At 36.1% G+C, this 13470-nt stretch carries 9 protein-coding genes; 3 read left to right on the forward strand and 6 right to left on the reverse strand.

Annotated elements, in window-relative coordinates; genetic code table 11:
* Positions 1-2: 2 nt before the first annotated feature.
* Positions 3-620, forward strand: a complete 618-nt coding sequence (locus VHP32_00545) for an HAD-IA family hydrolase (protein ID HEX2786367.1) — start codon at positions 3-5, stop codon at positions 618-620.
* Between the two features lie 61 nt (positions 621-681).
* Here VHP32_00545 and VHP32_00550 read toward each other — a convergent pair whose 3' ends face one another.
* The 4 genes from VHP32_00550 to VHP32_00565 all read right to left on the reverse strand — a co-directional run bounded on the left by VHP32_00550 (position 682) and on the right by VHP32_00565 (position 5739).
* Positions 682-2874, reverse strand: a complete 2193-nt coding sequence (locus VHP32_00550; GenBank protein ID HEX2786368.1) for a YCF48-related protein — start codon at positions 2872-2874, stop codon at positions 682-684.
* A 4-nt stretch (positions 2875-2878) separates the two neighbouring features.
* Positions 2879-4147: a T9SS type A sorting domain-containing protein gene (locus VHP32_00555; protein HEX2786369.1), complete on the reverse strand. Its 1269-nt coding sequence runs from the start codon at positions 4145-4147 to the stop codon at positions 2879-2881.
* Positions 4148-4224: 77 nt separating this feature from the next.
* Complete coding sequence (locus VHP32_00560; protein HEX2786370.1) at positions 4225-5124, reverse strand: hypothetical protein; 900 nt, start codon at positions 5122-5124, stop codon at positions 4225-4227.
* A 135-nt stretch (positions 5125-5259) separates the two neighbouring features.
* Positions 5260-5739 (reverse strand): hypothetical protein, encoded by a 480-nt coding sequence (locus tag VHP32_00565; protein HEX2786371.1) that lies wholly within the window; start codon positions 5737-5739, stop codon positions 5260-5262.
* A 250-nt stretch (positions 5740-5989) separates the two neighbouring features.
* On the opposite strand from VHP32_00565, the gene uvrA (VHP32_00570) reads away from it, so the two are divergent.
* Entirely contained in the window at positions 5990-8893 is a 2904-nt protein-coding gene (uvrA, locus tag VHP32_00570; GenBank protein HEX2786372.1) for an excinuclease ABC subunit UvrA, read from the forward strand.
* Positions 8894-8962: 69 nt separating this feature from the next.
* Entirely contained in the window at positions 8963-9337 is a 375-nt protein-coding gene (locus VHP32_00575; protein HEX2786373.1) for a hypothetical protein, read from the forward strand.
* Between the two features lie 36 nt (positions 9338-9373).
* On the opposite strand, the gene uvrA (VHP32_00580) is transcribed toward VHP32_00575, so the two are convergent.
* Positions 9374-12226 (reverse strand): excinuclease ABC subunit UvrA, encoded by a 2853-nt coding sequence (uvrA, locus tag VHP32_00580; GenBank protein ID HEX2786374.1) that lies wholly within the window; start codon positions 12224-12226, stop codon positions 9374-9376.
* Between the two features lie 210 nt (positions 12227-12436).
* Positions 12437-13210, reverse strand: a complete 774-nt coding sequence (locus VHP32_00585) for a hypothetical protein (GenBank protein ID HEX2786375.1) — start codon at positions 13208-13210, stop codon at positions 12437-12439.
* Between the last annotated feature and the right edge of the window lie 260 nt (positions 13211-13470).

The following is a 13470-nucleotide window of genomic DNA, read 5'->3' on the forward strand; positions in this document are numbered from 1 at the left end:
TTTTGGCTCAGGCAAAAATAAAAAATATAATTTTTGATTTAGGCAATACTCTTATATATTATGATTTTTATTATTTTTATAACGGAGTTGCGCAGCTCGAGAGAAGATTAAATGTTAACAAGTTTGTAAAGCACATCACTGAACAAAAACTTGACCGTGATTTATTTACCGGTCGAATCAACCACAAGCAATTCTTCAAAATACTTAAAAAGAAATTTAATTTAAAAATCGGATTTAAAGATTTTATTTATTTGTATTCGGATATTTTCTGGGAAAATGCCCAGATGCTGAAGTTACTTGAGAAGCTTCTTGAGGAAAAAAATTATAAAGTTTTTTTATTGTCTAATACGGATTCCGCACATTATAATTTTATAGCTAATAATTACCCGATTATAAAATTAATTAAAAACAGGATTTTATCCTATAAAATCAAAATGGTGAAGCCGGAAAAGAAAATTTTTAAATATGTTATGAACAAATATGGGCTGAAACCAAAGGAGACGATTTTAATCGACGACGTTAAAGAAAACATTTTATCCGCATCAAAATGCGGAATAAAGACCATTCATTATAAATCCCACAAAAAATTCCAGAGAGAACTGAATAAGCTGTTGAAGTAAATTTTAACAACCCCTGACCCCTTTGCTAAGGGGGAATAAAAATATTTTTGAGCAGCCTAAATTATTTTATCAGAACCATTCTTTTTGTTTGAGTAAACCTATCTGAAATTAATTTATAAAAATATATTCCACTTGCAAATCCAGTAGCATTAAATTCAGTCTCATAAGTTCCAGATTCAAAGATCTCATTATCAATTACTTTTGCAATTTGTTTTCCAGTTATATCATAAATTAATATTGAAATTTTTGATTTTAGTGGAATTTCGAATTTAATTTTTGTTGACGGATTAAAAGGGTTAGGGTAATTTTGAAGAAGCGAATAAGTTTCAGGAATATTTTCAGATATTATATTAGCATAAGTAATACCTCTATTTGTTGTTTTAATTATAAGACCTCCTTCTCCCACGATATAGCCAGTATTTGAAGACGAAAAATATGCAGAAAAATATTCTCCAACTAATTTTTGTTGTGCTGGTTTCCACGTATTTCCAAAATCTAATGAAATCTTAAATTTTTCTTTACCCATTGTTGGGTCGGAATGTGGTTCGGATAATACAAATAAATATCCATCATTTTTTACTTCAATAGAATGAATATCCCCTGTATTCGGAGGTGTAATATTAATCCAAGAATCACCTCCATCTGTTGTTTTTAAAAGCAAACCATCAACACCGCTTTTTCCTCCCGCAAAACCGGTATTCTCATTAATAAATTCAATGTCATACAAGTAAGAATTTGAAAATGTATGAGTTAATATCCAGTTATCTCCATTATTTATTGTTTTACATATTTTTCCAGTATTATTAAATATATATCCACCGCAAACCCACATTGTATTTGTTCCACTTTTACAAATTCCGGAAGGATTAAATTGAGATAACACAGTTGGAGACATCCAATTATCACCAAAATTAGTAGTTCTATAAATTTTTCCTGCTTGATTTGCTTCGTTTCGACTTATGATGAAGCCGGTTGTAGTGTTTGTAAATTTAATCTTCCAAATTGATTCATAGTCATTTGTTGGAAAATTCTGCAACTGCCAATTTAAACCAGCGTTTTCAGTTCTAAAAACTTCATTAACACCCGATAAACCACCAACAGCCCACCCAAACTGGCTGTTTATAAAATCCATTGAGTTTAAAAAACTTGAACCTGTTGGATTTACTTCAACCCTTGTTAAAGTTTGGGCACCATCTACCGTTTTATAAATAGCATTTTCTCGCCCACAAATCCATCCTGTTTGGTCATTTAAAAAATATAGAGCTCTAAATTCATAATCAGAAGTATTAAAGTATGAAGTCCAATTTAAACCTTCATCAGTTGATTTATAGATCCCACCTAAACCATAATTATCAACTCCAAGCATTAAGTTAGGATTTTTAATATATACTAAGTCAACAACGGAAAGAGAAGAGTGTTGAAGCCAATTTATTCCGCTATTCGTAGATTTCCATAAGAAGGAATTACGGGTTAAATAAAATGTTAAATTATTGAGAAAGTTAATTTGTTTTAATTGCGAGTTTGAAGATGAGATTAGTTGTCCATTCCAATTAGTACCTCCATTTGTAGTATATAGAGCATTATATGAACCACTAACTCCAATCTGTCCAATAATCCAGCCTGTATTGTTATTTAAGAAATTTATTTGTTCCACAGTTAATTGTCCATTTGCTGAATAAATTGTATCCCAGGATTGACCACTGTTTGTACTTCGCGCCAGTTTTATAGGATCAGATTGATAACAATAAAGAATTTGATCTGTTAAAGCATAGAACATAAAAGTCGAAAAAGGGAGATTGACTAAAATCCAATTTGCACCATTATTAGATGTTTTATATACTTGCGAGGGAAACTGTTTTATTACAAACCCTGTGTTTTCATTAATTAATTTAGCAGAAAGAACATATTGCAATGAACCCAAATTAACTATTGACCAATTAATTCCTCCATTTGTAGTTTTTTGCAATATGTTATTAGGGGTTGATGATGAAGTAATCCATCCCGTTTCAGAATTAATAAAGGAAATGGAAGTGTATGAACCGTCAATATCAGCCGTACTTAAAGTTATCCAATTAATACCGTTATTTGTTGACTTTAAAATAAAATCCTTTGCGCCAATAATATATGTTATAGAAGATTCGGGAATTGAAAACATTTTATTATCAGTAGAATGGGCTTGCATTATTTGCCAACTACTTTGAGCGGTAACATTTGTATAAAACGCACAAATAATAAATAGTATTATTTTTTTCATAGGATTATTTTATTAACACCATTCTTTTTGTTTCCTGAAAATTATTTGTCTTTAAAGTGTAAAAATATATTCCGCTTGAAAAGTTTCCTGCGTTAAAATCAATTTTATAAGTTCCGGCGGATAAATTTTGATTTATCAATTCAGAAACTTCTTTCCCGTTTACATCATACACTTTCAAGCTTGTGAAGCTTGATTTGGCAATTTTAAATTCAATGCTCGTTGAAGGATTAAAAGGATTCGGATAATTTTGTTTTAGTAAAAATTTATCAGGAATAGAATTTGAGATTTGTTCTATATTAACTAAAGGAATATGCGCCCACCAGACACCACCGTTTGCACTGCCGGATGTTCCTGCAAAAATTCTATTATTTTTTGCAGCTAATGGTGTTGTTGAAATTGTAAATGCGCCATAATTTGACCAGTTAACTCCATCGTTTTGCGAAATGAAAACACCATTATTCCCACCGGTAAATAAAAATGCCGGTATTGTAACAGCCGTACTTGTTAGCCCTCTCATTGCAGAGGGAGTATTGGAAACTGTTGTCCAAGTGAGACCTTTATTTGTAGATTTGTCAAAATTATACGGGGCTGTTGTTGTAACCATGTATAAGTTTCCGTTTGGAGTTTGGGTTAAATTATATCCGTTTTTATTCGGGTTAAGGTTTGCACTGAAGGTTACACCAAAATCAGTCGAACGGTAAACTCCAATACCAGTTCCCGCACCGGATGAGACACCCACATAAATTATGTTTGCACTGTCCTTATCGACGAGAAGAGGAAGGCAATTTAACCCGACCATTGTTGCGCTTTCTGTCCAGTTAGCTCCGCCGTTTGTGCTTCTGAAAAACCCTGTTGATGTGGTTGCATAAACGTGATTGTTCGGTCCACATTTTATACCCTGAACATTTTTATTGGAAAAGTTTGAAGCATCAATAATCGTAAAAGTTTGTCCTGCGTTCGTTGATTTCAAGACACCCGTTGAATAATTGGCTACGTACATGCTATTGTTTGCATCGAAAGCAATTTCCCACATTGTTTGTCCTGAACCGATGTAAATCGTATCCCAGCTTAAACCCTCATTTGTTGATTTCCATATTCTTGAATTTGCTCCGGTTAATCCGCCCGCATAAATTGTATTTCCACCGGGTGGATGAATAGTAAGCGACCATACATTTCGTCCGTTAAGTGTCTGATGCCATTCGCCTCCGCTTTGAGCATTTGTATTTATTGATAAAATTATGAATAGAATTCCAGCGAGTATAATTGTTTTCATAAATTTGAGTTATTTATGAAAATATATTAAATATATTTGTTTCTTTTAAGGGAATTTTTGGCTAAAAGAGGCGGAGATTATAAGAAAAAGAGATATCTGACGCTGAACTGCCATGCACCGGGGCGTTTTTGGAGCTTAGTTTCCGCGTATTCATTTGAATGAAGAGGGAATTTATAGCCGCCCTCTATGATAAGAGAAGAATAAAAAATTGTCTGCAGACCTAGATAAGTATCCGCACGAAAACCGCCTGAGTTTGTAACTGTCTGGTTTAAAAATTTATTTTTTTCAAAAAACCATGCTTTGTTCTCAAGATATAAATTCAAATTAACTTCATCGAAGCTCTCATATTCAACAGGATATAAAAGATAACCGAATGCAAGTCCGAAGTCCCAATAGTTGCCGAATTTGAAATCGCTTTTAGGCATGTTGATATTATACCCTGCATGCGCGCTTACTGCAAGCTTATGAAATAAACCCGTTCCAATTATGTCGGAGCGCAGAGTGTAGTTATCAGTTGTGTGGAAATCTATTATTGGAACTGTTATGTCATTCACAAAATTAAAAACTTTTATGCGGTGACCGGGGTGAAGCTCATACTCAACCGCATCACTTACGATGGGTCTGGAATCAACGGGAATTCTGAAGCCAACCTGTCCTGCAAATCTTATATGCTGATTCCTGCTGTCGATATCATAAAATCTGTAACGCAGCATAGGTTCAAAATCACCTATGAATTTATATCCTTCATTGGTTGCGTAATAAAAATGATTGTATGAAGTCAACCGACCTGTAACACCGTAGTTAATTTCGAATGCGTTATGATAATATTTGAAATTATCATATACCATAATGTTATTGCGGACCTCAAGGCGACCTTTGGAAATATTTGCAGCGGCGGGAGAGTTTATGAAAAGTTCCTGAGCCTGGGTTTTGGATGCAATAAAAACAATAAATAAAACAATTAATATCTTTAACATATATCTCATACTACAAGTAATGAAAAGTAAATTCAAAGTAAAAAGTTCCCTCTTCCGTAAAACCTGAAATAAATCATAAAAAAAATGGGGCTTATTATGCCCCATTTTAATCACAAATTCAGAAATTTATAAAATTTATATGGTCGGTTGGAAGCTTCTGAGAATTTCTGCTGCCTGGTCAACCCAGCTTGATTTATAGTTAATCCATACATAAAAATATTGTGAAGGATAATCAGGGTGAATATAAAGAGCAACAAAAACAGGCAAGCCATTTTCTGCTGTTCCGTCGATGTAAACTCCCCAATAGCCGTTGTTATATAAATCGGTGTTCATTGTAGAATAAGAAACACCGCTGCGTCCAGCCCAGTCAGATAACTGACCCTGCATTTCGTCATAAGTTAGAGGCGAACCTGTCTGTGGGAAAATTGTAAGCCAGACATTATCATCACCTGCAGAAAATTTACTTCTGTTATTTTCTTCAACATAAAAACTTTTTGGAATACTGAACTTCATATCGTATTCACTCCAGTTGTATTGTGTCATCTGAGCAGATGCAACATTTGAAATAAATAATAATGCAAAAAACACTAAAATTACCGTGTAAATCTTTTTCATTGGGTTTTTTAATTTAGTTTTTAATTAGGATAGAATAAGAATTTATTAAATTATTCCAAGTTATATTACTTATAAAAAGGATATAAGTTCCTCATAAAAATAAATAAAAAAATGATGAATATACATTGAATTTACATTGCTTGAATATTTTACACTTTTGTATAGACAGAAAATTCTAAGGTTTGGACAAAAAATTCCGCTGAAAATAAAAATGATTTTCGGTATCTTTAATGTTTACACTTAAATAATTATGGCTAAGACTAAGAAACAGAAAAACGGAAAGATGGCAATAAACGGCACAGTGAACAATTTATCAGACCCGAAAAGAAACATTGTCATCAGAGGTGCTCATCAGCATAATCTTAAAAACATAAATATAGACATTCCTAAAAATAAGCTTGTTGTTGTTACGGGTGTGAGCGGTTCGGGAAAATCGTCACTTGTATTCGATACTATTTATGCAGAAGGACAGAGAAGATACGTAGAGTCATTGTCATCTTACGCAAGACAGTTTCTTGAAAGAATGAACAAGCCGGAGGTTGATTACATTGCCGGACTTGCGCCTTCGATGGCTATCGAACAAAAGACCAGAACAAGAAATCCGCGCTCGACGGTAGGAACATCAACGGAGATCTATGATTATCTGAGATTGCTTTTTGCAAGGATAGGAAAAACGTATTCACCTGTAAGCGGAAAGATGGTTACGAAAGATTCTCCCGATTCAATCAGTGAGGACATATCGCATATTATCGAAAACAAAAAAACCAAGCTTTATGTTTTTTATAGTTTTATTTTTGAAAACGAACAGAAGCTTAAACAAAAGTTTAAGGATTTAAAGGCAACAGGTTTTTATAAAATTCTGATTAATGATGAAATTTTTGATTTCAATGATTCAACTGAAGAAGAATTGTTGAAGAAAATTAAGAAGAGCAAGAAAGAAAGTTTTGAAGTTTTAATTGACAGAATTAATTTTTACCCGGGCGATAAGGAATCTCTTTCAAGATTTAATGATGCAATTGAGGTAGCTTATAAAGAAAGCAGCGGATATGTAATTGTGCGTGTGTTCAACAATGATGACTTTGAAGATTTTAATTATAATTATTTTCTTGAGCGTGACGGAATGAAGTTTGAAGATCCTGAGCCGAGATTATTTTCGTTCAACAATCCGTTTGGCGCATGCGACAGGTGCCAGGGATTCGGGAAAATAATGGACATAGACATGGATTTGGTAATTCCCGATAAGAAAAAATCGATATTCAAAGGCGCAATTCAGCCGTTCACAACGCCGAAACATACCCGACATTTGACTGACTTAATAAATGAAGCAGATGATTATGATATTGATATTCACATTCCTTTTAATAAGCTGAATGAAAAACAGTTGGATTTCGTATTCAACGGAGGAAAGAAATATGCAGGCATTCATAAATTTTTCAGGCAGATAGAAAAAGAAGCTGCGTATAAGCTTCATTACAGAGTGTTTCTGAATCGTTATCGCGCGTTCACCATCTGCACAAAATGCGGAGGTTCGCGTTTGCGCAAGGAAGCGCTTTATGTTAAGATAAATGGCAAGACTATTTTCGACATAGTGAGAATGAAAATCGATGAGGCATATGAATTTTTTAATACCATTTCGCTTACTGATTCGGAAAAAGAAATTTCAGGAAGAATAATCGAAGAAATTATTTTCAGGTTGAAGTATCTGAATGAAGTCGGACTTTCTTATCTGACACTTGACAGACTTTCTAATACTTTGTCCGGAGGAGAGTCACAGAGAATTAATCTTTCGACCTCACTTGGTTCTTCACTTGTCGGTTCGATTTATGTTCTTGATGAGCCGTCAATCGGTCTTCATCCGAGGGATAACGAGAAACTTATAAACATAATGAAATCTTTGAGAGATATCGGTAATTCAGTGCTTGTTGTTGAGCATGATTCCGATATGATGAAATCTTCAGATGAAATAATCGACATAGGTCAATACGCAGGTGAGCTTGGAGGAAATCTTGTGTTTCAGGGAACATACGATGAAATTTTAACCGATAAAAATTCTTTAACGGGAAAATTCTTGAATGGAACTATGAAAATTGAGGTTCCAATTGCAAGAAGAGATGTAAATAAAGAAACAAAATTTATAGACATAAAAGGAGCTCGCGAAAATAATCTGAAGGGAATCGATATAAAAATTCCTCTTAACAGATTTGTCGCCATTACGGGAGTAAGCGGATCGGGAAAATCAACACTTGTAAATAATATTCTCTATGGCGGTGTTAAGAAAAGACTTGAGGGGTATTATAATGAGAAAATAGGAGAGTATGATTCGATTGAGGGAATACAAAACATCGATGCGATTGAAATCGTTGACCAGTCGCCAATAGGAAGAACTTCGAGAAGTAATCCGATAACTTACATAAAAGGGTTTGATGTTATCAGGGAACTTTTTGCTTCAACACCTTCAGCAAAAAAACACGGTATGAACTCGGGATATTTTTCTTTTAACATTCCAGGAGGAAGATGCGAAACTTGTGAAGGAACAGGCGTGATAAAAATAGAAATGCAGTTTATGGCTGACATAATTCTCGAATGTGAAGTCTGCAAAGGGAAACGGTATAAAATGGATGTGCTGGATGTGAAAATAAAAGGTGGAAACGGCAACGGCGGTCAAATGAAAAACATCAGTGAAGTTCTCAATATGACTGTGAGCGAAGCTCTTGTATTTTTTAAGCCATATCCGAAAATTTATAACAAGATAAAAATTCTCGAAGATGTCGGTTTAGGTTACATAAGACTTGGGCAATCAGGTGCGACTTTATCGGGAGGCGAGTCTCAGCGGGTTAAGCTTGCGTATCATTTATCGTTCCAGGAAAAGGGGAACAATACTTTATTTGTTTTTGACGAGCCGACAACAGGATTGCATTATTACGACATTGCGAAATTATTGAAATGTTTTGAGCAGTTAATTAAGAAAGGAAATTCGGTTGTGATAATCGAACATAATCTTGAAGTTATTAAATCTGCTGACCATGTCATCGATTTAGGACCTGAAAGCGGTGATGCGGGAGGTGAAATCGTTGTAACAGGTACACCTGAAGAAGTAGCAAAGCATAAAGGTTCTTACACAGGACAATTTCTGAAAAAGTTATTGCTTAATTAAATTATATAAGCGATATTTATTATCAATAATTTTCAAAAAGTTCATACTAACTAAACGGGGGTTAGCATTATGAAAACAACTTTTGCGTTAATCGCGTTTTTGTTTATTTCAAACATTTCTTACTCTCAATCTTCAGCAAAATACCAGATTATCGGAACGGAGCCGTTCTGGAGTTTGATGATTACTAGTAACAACGCCGAATTTGATTTAATGGATTCTCCAAAAATTAAATTTGATTCGATTAAGAAGAAAAATATGGAAGGGACATCTGAAGGATATGGATTTGCTTTCGAGGTTTCAAACAAAGATGCTTCGGCAATGATTCTTCTCAGAAAATGCGAAGGGTGCAGTGATGGAATGTCAGAAGTGAAATATACTTATGAGGCATTTTTTGTTTTTAACGGGAAAGTATATCACGGCGCTGCGAATGAAGTGGAGAAGTAGTCCTCCTCCTAAATCCTCCTCCAAAGGAGGACTTAATTAGTCTAGTTCTTTTTCCAGATACTGTGCTGTATAGCTGATGTTTTTGTATTTACTGACGATTTCTTCGGGAGTGCCTTCTGCAATAATTTGACCGCCTGCTTCACCACCCTCAGGTCCCATGTCAATTATCCAATCTGCGGATTTAATCACATCCATATTGTGTTCGATTACGATTACGGTGTTGCCTTTATCTGCAAGCTTGCTTAATACTTCGAGAAGCATTCTTATGTCCTCGAAGTGTAGTCCTGTTGTCGGTTCATCGAGAATATAAACGGTTCTTCCTGTCTGAACTTTTGAAAGTTCGGTTGAGAGTTTTACACGCTGGGCTTCTCCGCCGGATAATGTTGTTGCCTGCTGACCGAGTTTGATATAACCTAAGCCAACGTCGTTCAAAGTCTGTAATTTTCTTTTAAGCGAAGGAACAGCTTCAAAGAAACTCAAAGCATCTTCGACGGTCATATCGAGAACATCCGAGATGGATTTGCCTTTGTATTTTATTTCAAGAGTTTCATGATTGTATCGCTTTCCGTTACAAACGTCACACGTGACATAAACATCGGGAAGGAAATTCATTTCAATTTTTTTCAGACCCGCGCCCTCGCAAGCTTCACATCTTCCGCCTTTAACGTTAAATGAAAAACGTCCGACTTTATATCCGCGGATTTTTGAATCAGGCAGGTTTGCAAAAATATCACGAATGAAAGTAAACAAGCCCGTGTATGTAGCGGGGTTGCTTCGCGGTGTTCTGCCAATAGGCGACTGGTCGATTTCGATTACCTTATCGATTATTTTTACGTAACGTCCTTCAACACGTTTGCTGAATCCTTCTATAGTTTTATAAGGCAGAGGTCTTTCGGGAGTTTTATAAAATTTCTGCGATAGCAATCTGAAAAGTGTTTCGTTAATTAATGAAGATTTTCCCGAACCGCTTACTCCTGTAATAGTTATGAATTTTCCGAGGGGAATATTTAATGTAACATTTTTTAGATTATTTCCGGTTGCGCCTTTTAAAGTGAGAAATGCTCCCGTGCCCTGACGACGCTTGTTTGGAATTGAAATAACTTTTTTCTTTGAAAGATATTCTGCCGTAACTGATTGTCCGTTGAGCTGTTCCGGATGCCCGAATGAAACAACTTTTCCGCCGTGTACACCTGCTCCGGGACCTAGGTCAACGATGAAATCTGCTGCCTCAATCATTTCTTTGTCGTGTTCGACAACTATGATTGAATTACCTATGTCGCGGAGATGCTTTAATGAATTTATTAATTTTATGTTATCTCGCTGATGCAAACCTATTGACGGTTCATCGAGAATATATAAAACTCCAGTTAGCTGTGAGCCGATTTGTGTAGAGAGTCTTATGCGCTGCGCTTCGCCGCCTGAAAGCGTTTTAGCGCTTCGTTCGAGCGAGAGATAATCGAGTCCGACGTTCAAAAGAAAATCAAGACGCATTTTGATTTCTTTAAGAATTTCCTTTGCTATAATCATCTGGCGTTCATCGAGAACAAGTCCATCAAAGAATTTTCGTGCTTCGCGGATTGACATCTGCGTAATCTGGTAAATGTTTTTGCCATTTATTTTTACCCATAATGCGTCTTCCTGCAAGCGTCCGCCTTTGCAGACGGGGCATTTATCAATGCGCATGTAGCTTTCAGCCCATTGTCGGATGCTTTCGGATGAAGAATCTTTTTCAAAATGCTTTATGTAATTAATTATTCCGTTGAACTTCCCATAATACTGCGTTTTTTTACCGAGTGAATTTGTGTAAGTATAAGAAACTTTGTCGGTTGTTCCGTTAAGCAACGAATCAATAAGCTGATGAGAAAATTCTTTTATTGGGTCATCGAAAGTAAAATTATAATGCGTGACAACTCCTTCAATTATAGAAGTAATCCAATTTTGTTTCGGCTTGCCGATTGGAGCTATGCCTCCCTGATTAATCGAGAGCTCCTTGTCAGGAAAAATTTTATCTGTATCGATTTCTTTCCGCTCGCCAAGCCCGAAGCATTCATCGCACCATCCGTAATGAGAGTTGAATGAAAAAGAATTCGGTGCAGGTTCGGAAAAGCTTCTTCCCGTTTCAGGGTCGGAAAGCTTTTCGTTATACATCTTGTCATCCTTGCCGTCGTTTATGATTACAACGCCGTCACCGTGACGAAGCGCGGTTTCGATTGAATCATAAATGCGCATCTTTGATTTTTCGTTCACAGTAACTCTATCAACAACTATTTCGATATCGTGAATTTTAAATCTCTCGACCTGCATTTTCGGAGTTATGTCGAGTATATTACCATCGACACGTACTTTTGTGAAACCGTCATCTACAATTTCCTGAAACAGCTCGCGGTAATGTCCCTTGCGACCTTTGATGACGGGGGCAAGTATTGAAATCTTTGTGCCTTCTTTGAGCTTAAAGATGTGGTCGATAATCTGATCGATTGACTGGCGCGTTACTGCTTTGCCTGTATCGGGAGAGAACTGCGTTCCGCATCTTGCAAAAAGCAAACGGAGAAAATCATAAATTTCCGTGACCGTGCCGACAGTCGAACGTGGGTTATGAGAAATTGTTTTCTGCTCGATTGAAATCGCAGGGGAAAGTCCCTCGATTTTATCAACGTCGGGACGCTCAATGCCACCAATGAACTGACGGGCATAAGCAGACAAAGTTTCCATAAATCTGCGCTGTCCCTCGGCATATATGGTATCGAAAGCAAGGGATGATTTTCCCGAACCGGAAAGCCCTGTGAACACAACAAGTGCATCACGGGGAATTTCTACATCAATGTCTTTGAGGTTATGGACGCGTGCGCCTTTTACAACTATTTTATCTAAAAACGAATTCTCAGCCAATATAAATTGAATATAAACTACTTAAAAAATTAACTCTAAATATAACCATAATAATTTATAGGTTCAATGCGTGAAATGATGCCTTAAGTTAACTGCCGCAAAGTCTCAAAGACTCGAAGAAAAAAATTAAAATATTAGGGATAAAAAAAATCCCGTTTAAAAATAAACGGGATTAAAATTTTTGCGGCTTTGTGCCTTAGAGGCAAAAAATTATCCTGTTGGATTAATTGTCGGAGGTTTTTGTCTCATGAAAACGGGTTTCTGACCGAGAGTAAAAATAAATCCGAAGTTGAGAGAAAGCATCGCAATTTTTCTTTTGAAGCCGAGAGTTCCGTAACCGTCATTGATGTTAAAACTTCCTGCGGTTGAGTCGAAGCTTGAATTAAAAAGATTTATGTAGTTAAATCTCATTCCGAGATTAATTCCGAACTGACCTTTTTGACCGAAAGCATATTCATACCCGCCCATTATCATAGCGCCGAATCTGAAAGCAGGGTCGAAGTCACCGAGTGCATTGCCTGATGGAGCGCTGATGCGGTTTCCTGTTAGTCCGCCGCCGATGAAAAATCTTTCCGGACAGCGCGGCTTGGTAACGTATTCAATGCCGAGTCCTCCGGTTATGATGTCATAATTTGTTGCGGCACCTTTAGGGTTGATAACAAAAAACGGGATGTCATTGAAGTTGTCGTTTATCATTTTGTTATACTCTGCGGCAATGACAAACCTGTAATATTTTTGCTGACCGAGACCGATTTTAACATTAAGCGAGCCGCCGCGTCCCCAGATTGCACCATAATTGCCGCCGGTATTGTCGGAATAAAAAGTGCCGTAAAAATCAAGCGCTGCAAGATTTCCGTTAAAATTTGCGTTTAGAGTTACGGTAGGAGCCGTATAAGGCAAATTTTGTGAATAGCCGTTTTTGAAGCTAAAAAGACTAAAAAGCGTTATCAGGGTGAGTAGTGAAGGCGTAATTTTTCTTGCCATTTTTTACTCGGGTTTAATTTAACAGTTGATAATTTATAGTTTATTAGTCAGAATTTCAAGTGCGAAGTATTCAAGTTAAGAAGTTGTGAAATGGGGAAATTGCGAGTTGAGATGCTATTGATATATTCCTCGGTATAAACATTTTGCCGCAAAGACGCAAAGAACTCAAAAAACGACTTAACCACGAATTTGCACAGATTAGCACAAATTGCACGGATTAAAAATTTGCCACAGAGAGCACAGAGGAAAAACAACTGCCC

The sequence above is a fragment of the Ignavibacteria bacterium genome, assembly GCA_036262055.1.
Classification (GTDB): Bacteria; Bacteroidota; Ignavibacteria; order Tepidaquicellales; family Tepidaquicellaceae; genus DATAJP01.

What these genes read in the sequence shown, in the direction of transcription:
- VHP32_00550 (HEX2786368.1), bottom strand. Translation starts at nt 2,874, where the DNA reads ATGAAAAAAATAATACTATTTATTATTTGTGCGTTTTATACAAATGTT.
- VHP32_00555 (HEX2786369.1), bottom strand. Translation starts at nt 4,147, where the DNA reads ATGAAAACAATTATACTCGCTGGAATTCTATTCATAATTTTATCAATA.
- VHP32_00560 (HEX2786370.1), bottom strand. Translation starts at nt 5,124, where the DNA reads ATGTTAAAGATATTAATTGTTTTATTTATTGTTTTTATTGCATCCAAA.
- VHP32_00565 (HEX2786371.1), bottom strand. Translation starts at nt 5,739, where the DNA reads ATGAAAAAGATTTACACGGTAATTTTAGTGTTTTTTGCATTATTATTT.
- uvrA (HEX2786372.1), top strand. Translation starts at nt 5,990, where the DNA reads ATGGCTAAGACTAAGAAACAGAAAAACGGAAAGATGGCAATAAACGGC.
- VHP32_00575 (HEX2786373.1), top strand. Translation starts at nt 8,963, where the DNA reads ATGAAAACAACTTTTGCGTTAATCGCGTTTTTGTTTATTTCAAACATT.
- VHP32_00585 (HEX2786375.1), bottom strand. Translation starts at nt 13,210, where the DNA reads ATGGCAAGAAAAATTACGCCTTCACTACTCACCCTGATAACGCTTTTT.